Source organism: Aquimarina sp. (assembly GCF_977115655.1).
This window is the reverse complement of sequence record NZ_CDSBKO010000079.1, coordinates 1-19,436: the sequence shown is the minus strand read 5'-3', so window position 1 is coordinate 19,436 and position 19,436 is coordinate 1. Positions and strand designations below refer to the sequence as shown.

Genomic DNA, 19,436 nt, shown 5'->3' with positions numbered 1-19,436 from the left:
TAGTGATATTTATTTTAATAAAGGAGAATATAACCCTGGCAGTACCTCGGGGCAATACTTGCTTGCCCACGAATTGACACATACCCTACAGCAAGGAGCAGTAGTACGACAAAAAACCAAACAAACCTATCATCAAACACCACCCAAAATTCAGGGGGTTTTTGGTAGATTATGGAGTGCTGCCAAGAGTGTGGGCAAGGCAGCATGGTCCGGGGTCAAAAAAGTAGGTAGTGCCATCGTTAGTACCGTATCCAAAGGAGTAGACTGGATACTTGGCAAAATATCCCCTATTCTAAAAAGAATACCGGGATATACCCTATTGACCGTAATCCTGGGCAAGGATATCATAACAGGGGATCCTGTAGATCGTAATGGTCCTAACCTTATAAAAGGCTTTATAGGATTAATACCGGGAGGCCATGACCTTTGGGCAAAACTGGAAGAATCCAAAATGATTACCAGTGCGTTTGGCTGGTTGGAGACAGAAATTTCCAAGTTGGGGTTAAGCTGGGCTGCCATCAAAACAGCATTCAAAACAGCAGTATCTTCCTTGTCGGCAACAGATGTGTTTAGCCCTATAGAAGCTTTTAACACCAAAATAAAACCCATTTTTGCCCCGATACTTGCCAATATCCTTACCCTTGCCAAAAAAGTGATAAAAAAAGTAGCCGAGTTTGTTCTGGAAGGTTTTTTAAGGTTAGCTGGTCCGTTTGGCAAAAAAGTAATGGATATTTTGCGTAAAGCAGGCGATACCTTCTGGACTATTGTTGGGGATCCCATTGCCTTTTTAAACAATTTGATAAAAGCGGTAAAAGGAGGGGTCAATAAATTTAAGATCAATATAAAGAAACATCTTGTAGGGGGATTAATAGGTTGGTTAACAGGGGCTATGGGCGATCTTCCCATTCAGGTACCACAAAGCTTTGATGTTAAGGGGGTATTGCACCTTGGTCTGCAGATCATGGGCGTGACTTGGGACAATATTCGGCAAAAACTGGTAAAAAGAGTAGGGGAACCATTGGTAAAAGCAGCAGAAACGGGGGTTAGCATTGTAAAAACATTGATTGCGCAAGGACCAATGGGGCTTTGGGAAATGTTAAAAGAAAAGGCAGCAGAGATCAAGCAAACCATTATGGGGGGTATTCGCAATTGGGTAATTACCCAATTGGTAAAACAAGGGATCATAAAAATACTCAGCTTTTTAAACCCTGCCGGGGCATTGGTGCAAGCCGCACTGGCAATATACAATGGGGTAATGTTTTTTGTAGAAAACTGGCAGCGGATTTCTGATTTTGTAAACTCCATATTTACCTCTATAGGAAAAATAGCTTCGGGCAATATTGCAGAAGCAGCAGCCTTTATCGAGAGAGCGATGGCACAGGGCATTCCTGTAATCCTGAGTTTTGTGGCCCGCTTGCTTAATATAGGGGCTATTGGCAAAGCCATTAAAAAGATCATCCAAAAGATTAGAAAACCTATCGATAAAGTGATTAGCAAGGTAATTGATTTTATAGCTGCACAAGTCAAAAAGTTGTTTGGAAGAGGTAAGAAAAAGAAAGATGGAAAATATACGCAAAAGGATCGTAATCAGGCTAAAAAAGCAATCCCTTCAATAGAAAAACGAATTGCTAAAGATGGTAAGGTATCTGAAGAAGAAGCTAAAAAAACAGCAAGTAATGTTAAGAAAAAACATCCTGTAGTCAAGTCTGTAACACCAATATTAAAAAATAAAACCTATAATTATAATGTAGTATTCAGACAAGTAGATGAAGTGAAAACGCCATTACCAGCTGAAGAAGATATAGAGCCTAAGCTTAATTTGGTTACACTTAGCAAACCGTTTAAGGCTAAGGATAAAAAAGCGTATGATAAAAAATTGACAACAACCAAAGCCGAGTTTCGCAGGCAAATAGGATTACAGGAACAGTCATTGAATAATTTGAAAATAGATAAATGGGAAAAGAATTTGAAGAGGTTTGAGGATGATGGGAGAACAGAGACTGCAAGCGCATCAAGAGATAGAGCTATTCAAATTCAAAAAGAAAAAGAAAAGATTATAAAACAATGGAGAGACAATAATCCAGATAAAACAATTAGAGAGGCTATAAGTTTTGTAGAAGAATTATTTGAAAGGCGACCTGGAGATAAATCATATCCTTTTAAACATAAATCGAAAGAATACAATGGAATAAGATATGTTAATGAGGCTTATGGAAAATCTATTTTGCATGGTGCCGATCAAATTATAGGTGGGGGATCAGAAACCCATGGGTTGGGAGGTTCTAGAGAAAATTTCTCAATCGGTGCGCAATGGAAACAGGGAAAGAGAGCAGAAATATTAATAACTCAGGTAAGAAATGAAGCAAAGAAATCAATTTATAAAAACAAACCTGTTAAAGTTGAAGACCATAAGTTAAATGTTAAATTACCAGTAATAGATGCTTAATTATGAATGAAAATCCTTTTTACCTATTTCATGAATCCTATTTACCTAATAAGGAATTTATACCTTTTGATATAATAAAATATGAAAAATATATATCAAAAGCGCCAGAAGATTTGGTGACAGAATGGAAAGAGTTTGGTTTCCGTGGGTATAATAATGGTTTGATTTGGACTTGTGATCCAAATGAATCAATACTTTCATATGAAGATTGGCCACCACTGGATGGTTCAGGGTTCGAAATAATGCGTACTGCATTTGGTGATGTTTGCACACTGCAAAACAATGAGTTTTTATGGTTGAATATTTACAGTGGTCGTACTACAAATTTTGACCCAGATCCAGACATTCATTTTAATTATACACTTATTAATAAAGATTTTAGAACTGATTTTTTAATGGAAAAATTATTTAAAACTGCCTTAAAAAAACTTGGGCCATTATCTGTTGATGAATGTTATGGATTTGCACCAATTCCTGCTTTAGGAGGGGCAATGAAAAAAGAATATTTAATCAAGATTAAAATGAGAGAGTATATTTCTATTCTATCTCAAACGTGATAAAAATCTATATAGCAAAGAGTTTTAGTGAAATGAACAAAAAATGAAAATAAGGTATAATAAAAGTACCACTTAGCAAAGTCAAATTCAGGCAAAGCAGCAACCGTTTTCTGCAAGAAGAGATGTTAAACAATTAAGAAAAGATTCATTGCCCCATTGGGAAAAATTAAAGACATCATATAGCGATAAAAAAACAGAAATAGATAATGAGTAACGAGGATATATTAAATGAAATAAGGAGGCAAGTAGAAATGAATACCGATTCTGTTTGGATCTATAACCTGGATTTGTCTGAGGTGGATATTACAGAAGAAATTCTGGGTGGCAGGGATGCAGATTCTTCTGAACTGAAATTTGATTCTTGTAACTTAAATGAAATCCCTGAAGTGGTTTTTTATAAAACAGGGCTGAACTCCCTTAACCTAATCAATAATAATATTAAGAATATACCCAAAGAAATTAGTAAGCTAAAATATTTATCTCGTTTATCTTTTGAAGAAAATCAATTGACCGAAATTCCTGAATTTTTATGCCAACTGAAAAATTTAACAATTTTAGATTTTAGGGAAAATAATATCACAAAAATTCCATCTTGTTTAAAAAACAATAAGGGACTCATAGGATTATCTCTTTCTAATAACCCTATAAAAACTGTTCCAGAATGGATTGGAGAATTGACTAGCCTTGAAGACTTAGGTATGAGTGGTCTTTTTAGAGGAGATTTACCAGATTGGCTTTTTAAACTTCATAAATTAGAAGAACTTGTAATTAGCAATTGTAGTTTAATGGCATTACCTAATTCTTTTGAAGTATTAAAAAACTTAAATGCTCTTTCATTATCCAACAATCCTTTTAAGAAGTTTCCGGAACAAATTTTTAAACTCAATAAATTAGAAGAATTGTTTTTAAATGATACGGGCCTGGATAGGTTGCCCAAAGAATTGTTGGAAATGCATAACCTTAATTATATTGAATTTTCAGGTAATGGTTGGACCGGGATTCCTGAGTTTTGGAAAAACCAGGATAAAATTACTATAGAGATATAAGTCTATTGCTATGGTTTATTGCAAAGCAGATCATGTAGGTTATTTTAATTAAAAACAAAGTATGAGGCCACAATTGCATATTAATGTATTTGGAAAAAGAATCAGCCCGCTCCGCAAAGTTTCCTGACTCCCGCTCCGCAAAGTCGCCCGCTCCGCAAAGTCTCCTGACTTCGAGGAATACAGCAACAAGTGCAACAGGGTAAATAAAAGAATAGTATATGCAAAAGATAAAATGATTTAAAAAACAACTAACAGATAATTGAAAACCGCAGAAACACATAAAAGCACCACTTCGCAAAGTCAAATTCAGGCAAAGCGGCAACCTTTCTTTAAAAAAGAAGGGGAAGGAAGCTTTTTTTCAAAATCTGCAGAAAAAACAACCCCATTTTTTAATAAAAACACACCCTCTGTTAAAGGGGAACAGGGAGGTATACAGCCCAAACTAACCATAGGCAAACCAAATGACAAGTACGAAGTCGAGGCTGATGCCATGGCAGATAAAGTAGTACAAAGATTAAGCGATCCAAAAAGCAATTCCCCTTTAGAAGGGGGTAAGGGGGATGTTTCTCAGACTTTTTCTCCTCCGATCCAAACCAAATGCGCTACCTGCGAAGAAAAAGAAAAACTACAAAAAAAGGAAGACGACGAAGTATCAGAAAGTGATAGCGAAGTACAGCGCAAACCCATTTTTGAAAGCAATGCAGAACAACCTGAAGCAAATGTACAAACAAAGCTACTAAACTCCCCTTTAGAAGGGGGCAAGGGGGATGTTTTCAATTATTCAGGTCAGGGGGCTGTACAAACCAAATGTGCTACCTGTCAACAAGAAGAAAAACTACAGAAAAAAGAAGAAGATTTATCTGAAAGCGAAGATGAGGTTCAGACAAAAGTAGGAACAGGAGATAATGCAGAGCTTCCGGAAGATCAAAATGTACAAGCAAAATCCAATAGCCCACAAAGTACAGCCACACCAGATCTGCAAAGCCGATTAAACTCCAGTAAAGGAGGGGGCAGTCCATTACCGTCAGATATAAAATCTTCTATGGGATCTGCCTTTGAAGCAGATTTTAGTGGAGTTAGAGTACATACGGGTAGTGATTCAGTACAGATGAATAAAGAACTGGGTGCACAAGCATTTACCCATGGTAATGATATTCATTTTAATCAAGGAAAATACGATACCAATTCCAGTTCTGGGAAACACCTGTTAGCACATGAGTTGACGCATACCGTGCAGCAGGGAGCTAGCGGAAAAAGTATACAGAAAAAACCAGAAGATTATCTTCATACAGAAGATGGAAATCAATCTATGGATGGGATTAATGAGGAAGTAACAGATGAATTAGGAGAAGAAAAGAATATCAGAAACCCCCAAATTAGCGATGAAGAAAGATCAGAATCTCGTCCATCGGTAAGTGAAAAAGGAGATGGTGTGGATGAAGGTGCTTTGCGAGAAAGTGCAAAACCAGCAGTTGACAGAAAAGAAGAAACCCAACCACAAATTCAAGAATCGTTAGAAAAAGTAAATGAAGAGCTGAACGAAACCCAGGAAGAACCGGTTTCCGAAGAAGAAAGTATAAATGGTGAGGTAGAAAACCTTTCTCCAAAAGAACAAGCCATTGTTAAAGCACGTATAGCCTATCAGAAAGCAAAGAGAAGTCCAAAAAGACAAACTCCTAAATCCGTTAGGATTCCAGAATTCAAAAAACCCAAAGATGCACAGGGTAACGAAGTTCAAGGTAACCCCAAAGCCGAGGCAAAACTTATAGAACAAACTGTAAAGATTGAGGTGTTAAGACAACAAGCAGCACAATTAAAAGAAGGAGCTGATCAAGAACGCATTAATGCAGCACAGATAGAAGGAGATTTGCAAATGATGTATTATGGAGTGTATACATCTGATGAGGTCGTTGACAAAGCTACTCAACATAACGAGATAAGAAAAGAAGGAGTTGAGCAATCCAAAGGACATCTTACCGAATCTCAAGAAAGGGTTAGGCAGGTTCAAGAAGGTTTACCAGAAGTTTTAAAGAATGCAACAGAAGGACGCCAAGAATCCGAACCTATGGCAGACAGTGCAAGAGAACGTAAGCAAGCCAATGACAATATCAATGCTCAGGATGAAGATGCAAGACAAGAAGCAGAAGAAAGAGGAGGAGAATTAGAAAGCTCAAATAATGATGCTCAAAATATAGATGATGCAATAGAGCAAACGCATCAGCGAGCAACTACGATGACCGAGCAAGTTGTAGTTGCCGTAGAACAAAATACAGAATCCGAAGCAGAAATAACCGCTATGGATTTAGTGTTGTTAGATATAGACAATAAGCTGGGGCAAACCACAGCGCAAAATGAAACTGCAAAATCATCTCTGGCAATTCATGATAATACATCACAAACCCACGAGAAAAAAGCAAATCAATTAGATGCCGCAGCAGATGCAAAATTAAAACGATCCGATGAGCTAGAACAAAATATACATACTGTCTATGATGAATATCATAATAAAATGGCAAGTATCCAACCAGATCCAGCCAATTCAATAGTACAGGCAAAACTAGAATCAGGAGTTCCAAACATTCAATTACAACCAGATAGTAATCCACCTGTTTCACCCGAGCAGCAACAACAAGAACAAACCAATAACTGGTTTGCCGAGCGGGTTGAACAAATGGATAGAGAGGTGATGACCGAATTTGACGAAATGAATTTCTTAGAAAAAGGTTTGTTTGGATTGATAAGGACTTTTCTGGATATTGGTGCTAGTTTGTCTCGGGTCAATTGGGGAGCCTTTACAGAAGAATTATTATTGTCATTAGTAGATCCTGTATTTTTAGTAGAATCTATGGGACAACTTTTCAATGCTGTTATAAATCCACAGCATAGAGAAAATGAAGACCCTCTTACATATTTATTACGAGAAGCAGCAGGATTGGTTACGGCCATTGCCATTACTTTTGGCACCATAGCAGGGTTGTGTTTAATAGGTATGGGAGTACTGGCTGTTATAAATTTTTGGTTTCCGCCAACTTTGCTTTGGTCTCCCCCAATTTATGCAGAGTTGGGAGCATTAATGTCCTGGTCGGGAGCTATGCTTTGGGCTACAACCAAAATAGCCTTGGTTTTACATGCCTTGGTATTTATTGGTGATTTGATGGCAACAGCATTTTCATCATCAGCACAACAGTTGATAGACAACTCTAAGCAAATGCGTACCGATGTAGACGCAGCAGCTTTCCCAATTATAACAGCGGGGACATTTGGATTGTTTGAAATATTGGCTGCAGCAGGAAGGCGACTGGGTATCATTCGCCCTAGAACAGGAACTTCAGAAGCGCCAAGAACAGCCGAAGAAGCCAGACCTACAGAAGAAGTGCGTACGGATGAACCCAGTCAAACAACAGAACCTACAGAAGCCCCAACCGATGCTCCCGAACAACCTGTTAGAGATGGCGAATCTAACAATACAGCAGAAAATTTGGGAGATGATGCAAATCGACCAAATGTAGAAGGAACTAATACTGTGGATGGTTTAGAGGTAAAAAGTGAATTTAGAGGGGATGATGGGCATACAAGAAAAGTGCTGGAAGATGGTCAATTTGCACGATGTACGATTTGTACCCGATGCAGGGAACGTTTTCCAAATCAGTTACAAAACCCTACTTTATTAGGCTATCTTGAGCAACTAGAAGCTAGGTTCAGAGCAAATCCACATGATGTTACTGTCCAGAGAGATAGTTTGGCTTTTGAAAGAGATTTAGATGCAGTTCGAAGTGGGAGAGAAAGTATAGATACCGTTGCAGAAAGATATGGTTCTACAGCTGGAGATGAGGCTATGGCTGCATCGGGGGCTATTGAAATTCCTTCTAGTTGGGATGTCTTTATGGCAAATTTACACGATGTATTTAGAAGACGCTTGTTTCGATTTAGAGGGACTAATGATTTAAGACCTACTCCCGATTTTCAGGGAGGAGAAGGCGCTCTGTTTTTATCAGAAAGAAATCCCATGAGAACTCTAAAAAGATGGTATGAATCACAAATGAGTCGAATAGTAAGATCTGTGAATAGACTTAGAGCAGCTAGAAATGCTGTTAACTCAAGTGAGAATCTCAGTAGTAGAATGGAGGTTGTTCAGGTATATGAACAAGGGGGGGATTGGATAGTGAGAGATTTTGACCGATCTACCGTTCCGCTTTCTAGTGCGATCCGAAGCGATCGCATTGCAGCTAGAATTTTGGCAGAAGTAAGAGAAATTTTGACTCAAATGACTGATGATATAAGATCAGGAGCTAGACGCAGAAGGATTGAGGCTCATGAAGCAGGACAAAGAGACTTTGGAACAGAAAGTTTTTATACACCTGAAGAAAGTTCTAATTTGGCAGCGATTCGTGATATACAATCAAAAATTAGAGGAGAAACGGTGAGTGATAATTTACATTGGTCTGATTCAAAAGGAAAAATTATTATTATTGATATGGAATAATAAAATGTTTATGAAGGATTTTAATAAAATTAATAAGGAAAATAACTTACAAAGAATTTTAAATGGATTTAAAGGAGCTTTGTATATAACCAAAGACACTTCTCATCAAAATACTTTGTTGATCAGGCATTTTGATGGAAATATATCTAAGGATTTTATACCAGAAATGGTGGAGTTGACTAAAGAAGTAGGTAAATGGTTCAAAAAGTATTTTGAAGACCAAATACAAGTAGTTCAGTTTATAGAGTACGGAGATGATTATACGATCAGAAAATATTTTTTGTATCAAACATCTCTTGCTTATATCGCAAATTTCCATAATAAAATGAAAACACCAAAGAGTTTAAAAAACATAAGAAATAGGATTCAAGAACTTTTAAAAGTTGAGAAAACTCAAAAGGTGGTAAAAAATATCATTACTAAAAGTTTTTTACAACCCGCAACAAAATCAGTATATGATATGGAAACAGATGCATATCGTATTGTGGAAATATCAGTCAATGAAAACGATTTGAAAGAATGGAGGTTAGCTAAGAATAGTATAAGTGAAAAGAATATTGAATAATATATCGTTCTCTCAGGTTTGTAACTAGCAGATACCATTTTACCCGCAAGGAAGCTGCTCAACATACCGATGATCGATAAAAATAGAGTGGGGAACACGTTTTTATACGCGCGCCCGATGTTAGGGATGCCGATGGTCGATAAAAACACCCCGTGGAAGACCAAATGTAGGACGGGGCAGAGGTTGGGTATACCGCGGGTCGATAAAAACATTGCGCGCCCGTATAAATGTAGGAAGCGGAAAGGGTTTTGTAGTCCGCGGGAGGCTATACCTATACCGCGGGTCGATAGTAAACTAGCACGCCCGATACTTTTGTAGGAAAAGAATGGCAGAATACCAAGTAGGAGAGAAGATTTTTTAAAAGAATCAATAGAATAGAGACCCCATAACAAAAAATAAAAATGAGTTCATAATAAATTAGTATATAAAACTTAAAACCAATGGCAACAAACGATAATTATACACCCAGTAAAGCCCACCAATGGAACCGATTAACCTGCGATGCTATTCATTATGTTGGGATGCCTCCTACCATTGGCTCCAGAGCATTAGCAATGGTGCATACCGCCATGTATGATGCATGGACCAATTATAACGACGGGGGCTGTGAGGTAAGTACCACTACTGGTAGCCGTTTTAAACAACCAGATGCAGACTGTACCTCCAAAAACAGGGAAACAGCATACAGCCATGCAGCATATACCGTATTGCAAGAGTTATTTTGGCTGCAATTACCACCCGAAAAGAAAAATATATTTCGGGATTTTATGTGTGATTGTGGTTTTGATCCCGACGACAAAAACCTCGAACCCAATAATGCACCGGGATTAGGAAACTTATCTGCAAAGCTAATCATAGAATGCAGGGCAGGAGACAAGTCAAACCAATATGCCACTTTAGAAGAAGGCAGGTATGCCGATTTTACCAATTACTGCCCGGTAAACCCGCCAGTACCGCAACCTTTAAAATACGAAGACCGATGGCAACCACAATTGGTCAATCATACCCCCCAGGTATTTCTTACGGCACATTGGGGACTGGTAAAACCTTTTGCGTTATCCTGGCAAGGAGAGTATAGACCATCATCCCCCGCAGATTGTGGCGACAGGGAGTATAAAAAACAAGCAGATATGGTGCTGGAATACAGTGCAAACCTAACCGATGAGCAAAAAATGATTGCCGAAATGTGGGCAGGTATGCACGAAGATAAATTTGTAGACTCCCCAAAAGACGGACCAAACCGAACCGCTACCCCGCCAGAGCAATGTTGCAGACAAGCCAGATACCTGTCCAGAATGTATGGATATAAAAATGCATTTGATATAAAAATGTTCTTTGCACTTAGCAATGCTTTGTTGGATGCAGGTATTGCAGCATGGGATTGTAAAGAGTATTATGATTATGTACGACCAATATCTGCAATACAACATATATACAGAGGAAAAAGTATAGAAGCATGGGGAGGCCCATGCGAAGGAACAAAAACCATCGAAGGCGAAAACTGGATACCATATATCCCAACACCGCCTTTTGCAGAATATGTATCAGGACACAGCACATTTAGCGCAGCAGCAGAAGAAGTATTGTCTAATTTTTGTAATGGCGGTAAATATGGAGAATGTATTACCATACCCAAAGGAGGGTCTAAAATCGAACCGGGCTGTACCCCGTCAGAAGATATTACTCTGGATTGGAAAATGCTAAAAGATGCAGCCAATGAAGCAGGAATCTCCAGATTGTATGGAGGAATTCATTTTCAGGACGGAGACCTCGAAGGACGCAAATTAGGTGCTAAAGTAGGATGTAAAGTATGGGATAAAGTCTGTGACTACTTTAATGGAGAACTTGGATAAGGTTTTATGTGCTAAAATTTGTCACTTCAACAATAATTTGTTATCCCATTGAAAAACGGGACAGGAATCCAAAATCCAGACCTCTGCTATAATAGTATGTTTGCAAAAAAAAATGTTAAGCTATTAAAAAACAAGAATTTAAATGATTAAATTGTAGGTATAAATAATAAAAAAATCCCATTTGGGATTAGGGGCTTATGAAAGTAATATCGATAGCAAATTTTAAAGGAGGAGTTGGTAAAACCACTACAGCAATTAACCTTGCTGCTGGATTAAAAAAGAAAGGCAAAAAAGTGTTATTGATTGATGTAGATCCTCAGGCAAATCTTACCCAATCATTGGGAATTATAGAAGAGATAGAAGATTCTATTTATAAGGTATTACGAAAAGAAGCTTTTGGAGAGAACACTAAACTTACAGATGTATTGATTACTGCATCAGGTCTGGATTTGATTCCTTCTTCTCTGGATTTGGCAGGAGCAGAATTAGAATTAGCAAGTGTATATGGTAGAGAGCAGATACTTTCGCAATTAATCAAACCCTTAAAGGAGTATGATTTTGTATTTATAGATTGCCCCCCTTCTATGGGTATGTTGACTATCAATGCACTGGTAAGCAGTGATTATGTGTTGATACCATTGCAAGCAGAATTTTTACCATTAAAAGGAGTGCGAAGCTTTTTAAAACATTTTGAATTAGTAAAAAAATTAAATAAAAAGATTAAGCTATTAGGGTTTGTACTCACTAAGTATGATACCCGAAAAAAAATGAACCAACAAATCAAAGAAGACCTGGAGAAGGAGTTTTCTGAAGATTTAGTGTTTACAACCCATATCCGAAGCAATATAGCACTGGCAAATGCTCAGGAAAAAGGAGAAGATATCTTTTCTTACGATAAAAACTCTAATGGAGCAAAGGATTATAAAGAACTTGCTCGGGAGTTTTTATCTAAGTTTAAATGATATAAGTTCTTCTTTTTAGGTTAAGGTCTATAAATTAAGAATTTAGTAATTGATTTTGATTTGTATAAGAATGAAAAACATGATTGAAAAACAGCATTCTGAGCTTGTCATTCCGGTGTATGCCGGAATCCAGAATTGCAGGACAAGATATTGTTTTCATTTAAATAGAGATTATAGAGCATAGTAGAGTTAAAAACAGCATTCTGAGCTTGTCATTCCGGCGTATGCCGGAATCCATGGTAGAGAGTAGGCAAGATTTTAAAATAAAAGGTTTGTACATAACGTAGAATTAAAAACAACTAACCATGAAAAGTGTATTTACCAGTCGGCGCAACAAGAATCCACATACTAATGAAGGGAAAGAAAGAAAGGAAACCCCTTTTTTTGCTAGAGAAAGTAAAACCCCATTTTTTAATGTAGCAAATGGGGGTGCAGTACAAGCTAAATTAACAGTAGGACAACCCGGGGACAAGTACGAAAAAGAAGCAGATCACATGGCAGATGCTGTGGTAAACAACTCCTCAAAACCAGCTATACAAAATAAAGAAATAAGCAGTATACAGCGAGAATCTTTGGCTACCCCACAAGAAGATGAAAAACTGGGCACGGCAGAGCAGCGGGTAGAAGAAGACAAACTGGTACAGGAAAAACCCGAAATTCAAAAAATGGAAGCTCCCGAAGAAGAAATGGTAAGTAAGATGGAAGGGGAAGAGGAGGAAATCCAAAAAATGGAAGCCCCCGAAGAAGAAGAGGAAACTGTTCAGAAAAAGGAGGAAGAAGAAGAAATTCAAAAAAAAGGAGAAAAGGAAGAGGAAGAAACAGTGCAAACCAAAAGTAATACAGGTAGTAATCAAAAAGCCAGTGCTGGATTATCGAATACAATTAAAAGCAAAGCAGGTACAGGCAAAAAAATGTCCCCACCAATCAAATCCGAAATGGAATCCGGTTTTGGCAGGGATTTTAGTACAGTAAATATTCATACCGATCAGGATGCCGTTACCATGAATAAGGAATTAGGTGCACAAGCCTTTACCCATGGCAAGGATATATACTTTAACTCAGGAAAATACAATCCAGATACCACACAAGGAAAACGACTACTGGCACATGAGCTAACCCATGTGGTGCAGCAAAAAGGACTGGATGAGAAAATACAACGAAGTTGTACACCAGCAGAAGTAACAGCGCTAAATACCGAAATGCATAGTTATTGCGACCAGCCAAGAAGATGTAATATGCAAACAGATACTTGCGCTACATCTACGGCAAAGGTCGCTGCAGGTAATGGTTGTGTGAGCTTAAGGACATTAATACAACAAAAATGTTTTAGGCCAGGAGATCCAGGATATCATACCCATATGCAGCAAATAGCACAGGCAAGTGCAGCTTTAAAAAACTGCCACGGAGTTCAGAGTGCAAAATGTAATGAAGAGGATCAAGAACCCAGAACAGATCCTTATACGGTACCCGAATCAACTTTTGAAAAAATAAAAAATTTTGCTCGAAGAGTCATAGAGTCTGGTCTTGATGCAGAAGCAGCAGCAGAAGAATTTTTGAGAGATAATCCGGGTATTGCATGGACGATTATCGGGCTTGGTGTAGTAGGGATTATTGTTCTTTTGGCAGATGATTTAACTCTCGCAGGTATTGCTGACGATGTTTTAATACCTGTAATCGCTACCTTAATTAGAGTTTCTTGGAGATTCGCATTTTAATTACAGTAATAAAAAAACCATGAACAAAGAAACCCTCATAGAGCATATTTCAAAGTATTTTAAAACAAATGGATATAATATAAAAAACCTAATCCATAAAGAAAGTATTGGCTCGTATGAAGCAAAACAGATAGAAGAGTCCTTTATTCATAAAACATGGAAAGAAATAGATATAAAATTATTGATAGCCAATAAATCTGCTTTAGGGTTTTTGTCGAATGAGGGATTTATCTATTTTCTTCCGGCGTATATGAAACTTCTAATTTTAGAATTTGAAGCTGCAGATGTTATTGTGGATGATCTGTTAGATAAATTATTACTTCCTACAGAAGCAGATATACAACTTCAATATATAGAATATAAAATGGAAGAAAATAGGATAGCAGATTTAGATGATTTTTATCATAAGGAAATAAAAAGAACAGAGGATAAAATACATAATTTTATTAGTATGACAACATTATTGAACCAGGAACAATCCAAAACAGTATTACTTTTTTTGATGTACATAAAAGACACCTATTCTGGTTTTTTTGCAGATGACATATTAGATAAGGTAATTAATAGATTTTGGTTTCAGTTTAAATAGAAGTTATTGAAAATAAGAGAACTAAAAACAGCATTCTGAGCTTGTCATTCTGGCGTATGCCAGAATCCATGGTAGAGAGTAGGCAAGATTTTAGAATAAAGGGTTTGTACATAATGTAGAATTAAAAACAGTTCACCATGAAAAGTGTATTTACTAGTCGGCGCAACAAGGATCCGCATACCAATGAAGGAAAAGAAAGAAAGGAAGCCCCTTTTTTTGCCAGGGAAAGTAAAACCCCATTTTTTAACGTAGCAAACGGGGGTGCAGTACAAGCTAAATTAACAGTAGGACAACCCGGGGACAAATACGAAAAAGAAGCAGATCACATGGCAGATGCTGTGGTAAATAACACTTCAAAACCAGCTATACAAAATAAAGAAATAAGCAGTATACAGCGGGAATCCTTGGCTACCCCGCAAGAAGACGAAAAACTGGGCACGGCAGAGCAACGGGTAGAAGAGGACAAACTGGTACAGGAAAAACCCGAAATCCAAAAAATGGAAGCCCCCGAGGAGGAAATGGTAAGTAAGATGGAAGGAGAAGAGGAGGAAATCCAAAAAATGGAAGCCCCCGAGGAGGAAATGGTAAGTAAGATGGAAGGAGAAGAGGAGGAAATCCAAAAAATGGAAGCTTCCGAAGAGGAAAAACTAAATAAGAAGGAAGAAGAAGAAACAGTACAAACTAAAAACGAATCCGCAACCCAAACCGCAAGCACGGGATTATCGAGCAAGATTAAAAGCAAAGCAGGTACAGGCAAAAAAATGCCTCCACAGATTAAAGCCGAAATGGAATCTGGTTTTGGCAGGGATTTTAGTGATGTTACTGTTCATACCGATCAGGATGCTATTGGCATGAACAAGCAATTGGGGGCACAAGCATTTACCCATGGTATGGATATATACTTTAACTCAGGAAAATACAATCCCGATACCACACAAGGAAAACGACTACTGGCGCATGAATTAACTCATGTAGTACAACAGAGTAAGGATAACGAAAAGCCAAATATACAACGACACATGCAAAATGTATATCCTTGGGATGGAATTATATCCGCTCGATGGAGTGCTACATTGAGGACTGGTCCAAGTATGGGAGGTTTTTTGGCAAACATTCCTTCAGGGACAAGGATTACAGTGATTGGCAGTACAAATAATTGGCTTAATGTAAGAGTGTTTCATAATAACATACAAAAAACAGGGTACATTTACCATAACTTGGTGTCTCTGGTGACAAGTGACATCGTAGTAGATGAAATGAATAGCTTAGTAGGTCAGGAATCTGCTTGGTATCCTTCAGGAGGAACAAGTGGAGTTGGAGATACATCAGGAAATGATTTTGCAGATTGGGCTAGTGCTAGTAGCGAGTCTACAGCTCCTGTAGTTGCTAGATCAACCACTATTAACTGCTGGGAGATGGTATTGTTATCCGCATATAGAACGGGTGCAATAACCTGGAACTTTATTCATGATCTTTATATCAACCAACCCATGTCTAATTGGCCAAGTGTGTTGACTACCAGTAGATCTGGATATACGTTTGGAGACCCTATTCCACGTGGAAAGATTGTTTTTTTTAATGGTATTAACCATGTTGCACTATCAACGGGTAACAATGATGATGTATTGACTTTTTGGCCACCCCCGGATTTTACAAGATATACTAGAGGTACGGTAGATGAGGTAAAAATAAGAACTGCATCTTCATTAATAAATGCAATGGGCGGCATTAGGAGAGTTGTTGTTGAAATTGGAGATCCAGTTTGGTAGATCGTAAAATCGTAAATAAAATAATTATTTATGTGTAATAAAATAGTAATCATGGCATTAATTATTGTTTTTAATTCTTGTCAAAATTCAAAAAAAATGAAATCACAAAAGGAAGATATAATCTGTACTATAAAAATTTTATCTAAATCAATGAACGGATATGGGACTATCTATGATTGTAAAATTATAGATGTTATAAAAGGAGAATTACCAGATAAAACTATTTCTATGACTATTTTAGAATCTAGTTTTAAAAAGTATAAGTTTTTAGATGAAAAACCACCTTCTACAATATATTATATCACCTTTCTTAAAAATAATGAAAAAGAACCCTATCCAGTAATGCCGATAGATGGTTTTGTAGATTCTAACGGGACCTCATGGGTAATTTCTGAAATGAAAATAGAATAGTATCTAATTTAATACCAGTAAAAAGTTTGATAAAACATCCTCAAAAAAATACATTTATATAAAATAAACAATAGGATTATATAAATTCATGAAAATAACAAAAAATCAGATTAAAAATACTTGCATAGTACTAACATCAGGTGTTTGTTTATGTACAATTATAATGGTCATTTTTGAATTTTTTTATGGAAGCGGTAACCACGGGATGCTATTTGGTAGTTGGATTGATAGAATGCTGTTTCAATACCCGGGGTGGATTGCTTTGTTGTTTTCAACTCCTATGGTAGTTCCTTTTGCAGTTCATCAGAACCGTAAAAATTTGAAATTACTCCTACTAGGGATTCTTTCATTTTTTTTGTTATTCAAGAGTTTTGTCTTTCTTACAGATTGATTTAGAGTTGTTAATAAAGGTGGGTATAACATATTTTGAAATTAAATAAATATAATAACGAGGCATAAAAAGACCAATAATAAATGAATTTTACTGAATTTGAGTACTTTAAAGATATTATCCAAAATCGTTTAGACGATTATTTTAGTGAAGAAGCTAATGCCCAACAAATAAAAACACCATCTTTTAAAGATTGGGGATTATTTGTTCCCGAAATGTGTATAGAAGCAGGGTTGAGTGAGGAAGAAAAAATAGTATTACTTCTGGCATTATGCCCGCATGTACACAGCAACTTATTAGACAGTATTATACAGGATAGATTATCAACTACAGGAGATTTTCCGCAATTGGGAGGAGTACGAGGTAAAAACTACAGAGGTTTTTTGCCTACTGGCGAAACAGCTTTGTTTATAACTGCGGGAGAGGATATAGAAAAAAGAAAAGAAATCCAAAGTTTTTTTGATCCGGATCATTTTTTTGCAAAGCACCGTATTTTGTGGCTGGAAGAACCAGTTGCCGGTGAACCTAGAATGAGCGGTAAAATTGTGTTTTCGCAAGAATATGTAGAGCTTTTTACTATAGGAAAAGTAAGCAAACCAGAGTTTAGTATGAAATTTCCTGCCCAAATTCTGGAAACAGAAATGAAATGGGAAGATTTAGTACTAAGTACAGAAACTAACCAACAAATTCAGGAATTACAAACTTGGATTACGCATGGAGATACCTTATTACATGACTGGGGAATGCATAAAAAATTGAAACCAGGATATAGAGCTTTATTTCACGGTCCCCCGGGTACAGGAAAAACCTTAACTGCAAGTTTATTGGGCAAATACACAGGCAAAGACGTATATAAAATTGATTTGTCTATGGTAGTATCCAAGTTTATCGGAGAAACCGAAAAAAACCTGGCCAATTTACTTGCTAAAGCAGAAAAAACAGAAAATATCTTATTTTTTGACGAAGCAGATGCATTATTCGGTAAACGTACCAATGTTAGAGATGCACATGATAAATACGCTAATCAGGAAGTATCTTACTTATTACAAAGGATAGAAAGCTATAAAGGATTGGTAATCCTTGCATCTAATTTTAAAAGCAATATAGACGATGCCTTTGTAAGACGTTTTCAATCCATAATTCATTTTCCTCTTCCAAAAGCGCAAGAACGATTGCTGCTTTGGGAAAAAGCATTTCCGTCAAAAGTTAGATTACAGCAAGATGTAGATCTTACCAATATTGCACAACGATACGAATTATCGGGAGCCGAAATCATGAATATTGTTCAGTATGCATGTTTATGTGCTTTGGGAGACAACAAAAAAACAATATACCAATCCTATATCATAAACGGAATCCAAAGAGAATTTCAAAAAGGAGGAAGAGTAATGCGATAAAAATAGATCCTTTAAAATAAAAGCAGAAGAAAAGTATACCCAGTATACAGGGGTTGATTTTAACGGAAAAAAGTGATGTATATAGTTGCCTGACAAAGTACTTTCGAAAAGTGAATTTATAGTTAGAAACGAAAGAACACAAATGAAAATATACATACAGATATGTTTGGTTATATTTCTTATTTCCTGCTCGGGTAAAAAGCAGATAAAAGGCATACAGGTTAATAAAAAACCAGAAGTAAATACAACAAAAAAGGCTCAGGTAATCCCAAGCAATAAAACAGACTATACCAATTTTATACCAAAAGGATATACGATAGTCGATCAAAATATTGTGTTTGGGGATTTTAACGGAGACAGTTTTAAGGACTTTGTTGCAATTATTGCAGATGGAGATTTAAATGATCTGGATGATGACAACTACCCCGGGGATGTTAGGATTGTGATATACGAAGGAACTAAGGAGGAGACTTACATAAAAAATGCCCAAAGCGGTAACATGACCTACGCATTTATATATGAAGAAGGAGATCATATAAAAATAACAAAATCTAATATTATTAGTATTACCCACCAATCAATGCGATCTGACTATGAATTAAAATTCAGGTTTGAACCCGGTTATAATACCTATATGTTGATAGGCGCAGAATATTCTAATTATGGCAATGCTTATCTGGAAGGGGCAGGGGAGTTTAGTACAAACTATTTAAACAAAACCAGAACCATAAAAAGAAGGGCTTTTAATCCCGATAAAGAAACCGTAATCTATCTTCCTGAAGAAAAAATAAAGCTAAAAGAAGACATACGGGCAATACATCAGGTAGACGGAAACAACATTGATGCCCTTGTTTGTTGTGGGTGAAAGTGGGGTAGGCACTATTCCATAAAGTATTGTAATACTATAGCTAAATTAATATGAAATGGCATAAAAGATTTATAAAGGAAAAAATCGAAGTTCTACTAGAAAGAAATAGTGTCTGTTGATTTAGCCCTTATGGGTGCAGCATTTACCAATGGTGTATACCGTATTTTCTTTCATCTTCTTTACTTAAGGGTATCCTACATAATTTCCATTCATTCAAATGAAAATCCCACTGGTTGATTGCTACTATATGACTTGAGTTATTTTCTTTTTTGATGATTGCATCTATACCTAAATCAGATTCTATATTTACAGATATGTAGGAGTATAATTTAAAATTCTCAATCCAACCATATCTATTCAATAAATCCTCATCATCTATTAATG

14 protein-coding genes are annotated in these 19,436 nt (G+C 36.7%); 13 read left to right on the top strand and 1 reads right to left on the bottom strand.

The window, feature by feature from the left end; all coding sequences use genetic code 11:
- The 13 genes from ACZIYX_RS21900 to ACZIYX_RS21840 all read left to right on the top strand — a co-directional run.
- Window positions 1-2,446, top strand: a 2,446-nt coding sequence (locus ACZIYX_RS21900; RefSeq protein WP_462684398.1) for a polymorphic toxin type 15 domain-containing protein, incomplete at its 5' end; no start/stop codon positions are given.
- Window positions 2,447-2,448: 2 nt separating this feature from the next.
- Entirely contained in the window at window positions 2,449-3,003 is a 555-nt protein-coding gene (locus tag ACZIYX_RS21895; protein WP_462684397.1) for a T6SS immunity protein Tdi1 domain-containing protein, read from the top strand.
- 206 nt (window positions 3,004-3,209) lie between these two features.
- The gene (locus tag ACZIYX_RS21890; protein ID WP_462684396.1) at window positions 3,210-4,049 is read left to right on the top strand and encodes a leucine-rich repeat domain-containing protein; all 840 of its coding nucleotides are present in this window, start codon (window positions 3,210-3,212) and stop codon (window positions 4,047-4,049) included.
- Between the two features lie 259 nt (window positions 4,050-4,308).
- The gene (locus tag ACZIYX_RS21885; protein ID WP_462684395.1) at window positions 4,309-8,532 is read left to right on the top strand and encodes an eCIS core domain-containing protein; all 4,224 of its coding nucleotides are present in this window, start codon (window positions 4,309-4,311) and stop codon (window positions 8,530-8,532) included.
- A 10-nt stretch (window positions 8,533-8,542) separates the two neighbouring features.
- Window positions 8,543-9,097 (top strand): hypothetical protein, encoded by a 555-nt coding sequence (locus ACZIYX_RS21880; RefSeq protein WP_462684394.1) that lies wholly within the window; start codon window positions 8,543-8,545, stop codon window positions 9,095-9,097.
- Between the two features lie 440 nt (window positions 9,098-9,537).
- Window positions 9,538-10,950, top strand: coding sequence for a vanadium-dependent haloperoxidase (locus tag ACZIYX_RS21875; RefSeq protein WP_462684393.1), 1,413 nt, complete (start codon window positions 9,538-9,540; stop codon window positions 10,948-10,950).
- Between the two features lie 197 nt (window positions 10,951-11,147).
- Entirely contained in the window at window positions 11,148-11,912 is a 765-nt protein-coding gene (locus ACZIYX_RS21870; RefSeq protein WP_462684392.1) for a ParA family protein, read from the top strand.
- Between the two features lie 305 nt (window positions 11,913-12,217).
- Window positions 12,218-13,627, top strand: coding sequence for an eCIS core domain-containing protein (locus ACZIYX_RS21865; protein WP_462684391.1), 1,410 nt, complete (start codon window positions 12,218-12,220; stop codon window positions 13,625-13,627).
- Between the two features lie 19 nt (window positions 13,628-13,646).
- Window positions 13,647-14,216 (top strand): DUF6714 family protein, encoded by a 570-nt coding sequence (locus ACZIYX_RS21860; RefSeq protein WP_462684390.1) that lies wholly within the window; start codon window positions 13,647-13,649, stop codon window positions 14,214-14,216.
- Window positions 14,217-14,353: 137 nt separating this feature from the next.
- Entirely contained in the window at window positions 14,354-15,985 is a 1,632-nt protein-coding gene (locus ACZIYX_RS21855; RefSeq protein ID WP_462684389.1) for an eCIS core domain-containing protein, read from the top strand.
- Window positions 15,986-16,081: 96 nt separating this feature from the next.
- Window positions 16,082-16,396, top strand: coding sequence for a hypothetical protein (locus ACZIYX_RS21850; RefSeq protein ID WP_462684388.1), 315 nt, complete (start codon window positions 16,082-16,084; stop codon window positions 16,394-16,396).
- Window positions 16,397-16,870: 474 nt separating this feature from the next.
- A complete protein-coding gene (locus ACZIYX_RS21845; RefSeq protein WP_462684387.1) occupies window positions 16,871-18,184 on the top strand; it encodes an ATP-binding protein in 1,314 nt (437 codons plus the stop codon).
- Window positions 18,185-18,326: 142 nt separating this feature from the next.
- Entirely contained in the window at window positions 18,327-19,049 is a 723-nt protein-coding gene (locus ACZIYX_RS21840) for a hypothetical protein (protein ID WP_462684386.1), read from the top strand.
- A 145-nt stretch (window positions 19,050-19,194) separates the two neighbouring features.
- Here the strand turns inward: ACZIYX_RS21840 and ACZIYX_RS21835 are convergent.
- Window positions 19,195-19,436 (bottom strand): hypothetical protein (locus ACZIYX_RS21835; protein ID WP_462684385.1); only part of this gene is annotated, 242 nt, incomplete at its 5' end.

Excerpts from the sequence above, each read along its gene's own strand:
- ACZIYX_RS21895 (WP_462684397.1), top strand. The coding sequence starts at position 2,449 with ATGAATGAAAATCCTTTTTACCTATTTCATGAATCCTATTTACCTAAT.
- ACZIYX_RS21890 (WP_462684396.1), top strand. The coding sequence starts at position 3,210 with ATGAGTAACGAGGATATATTAAATGAAATAAGGAGGCAAGTAGAAATG.
- ACZIYX_RS21880 (WP_462684394.1), top strand. The coding sequence starts at position 8,543 with ATGAAGGATTTTAATAAAATTAATAAGGAAAATAACTTACAAAGAATT.
- ACZIYX_RS21875 (WP_462684393.1), top strand. The coding sequence starts at position 9,538 with ATGGCAACAAACGATAATTATACACCCAGTAAAGCCCACCAATGGAAC.
- ACZIYX_RS21870 (WP_462684392.1), top strand. The coding sequence starts at position 11,148 with ATGAAAGTAATATCGATAGCAAATTTTAAAGGAGGAGTTGGTAAAACC.
- ACZIYX_RS21865 (WP_462684391.1), top strand. The coding sequence starts at position 12,218 with ATGAAAAGTGTATTTACCAGTCGGCGCAACAAGAATCCACATACTAAT.
- ACZIYX_RS21860 (WP_462684390.1), top strand. The coding sequence starts at position 13,647 with ATGAACAAAGAAACCCTCATAGAGCATATTTCAAAGTATTTTAAAACA.
- ACZIYX_RS21855 (WP_462684389.1), top strand. The coding sequence starts at position 14,354 with ATGAAAAGTGTATTTACTAGTCGGCGCAACAAGGATCCGCATACCAAT.
- ACZIYX_RS21850 (WP_462684388.1), top strand. The coding sequence starts at position 16,082 with ATGAAATCACAAAAGGAAGATATAATCTGTACTATAAAAATTTTATCT.
- ACZIYX_RS21845 (WP_462684387.1), top strand. The coding sequence starts at position 16,871 with ATGAATTTTACTGAATTTGAGTACTTTAAAGATATTATCCAAAATCGT.
- ACZIYX_RS21840 (WP_462684386.1), top strand. The coding sequence starts at position 18,327 with ATGAAAATATACATACAGATATGTTTGGTTATATTTCTTATTTCCTGC.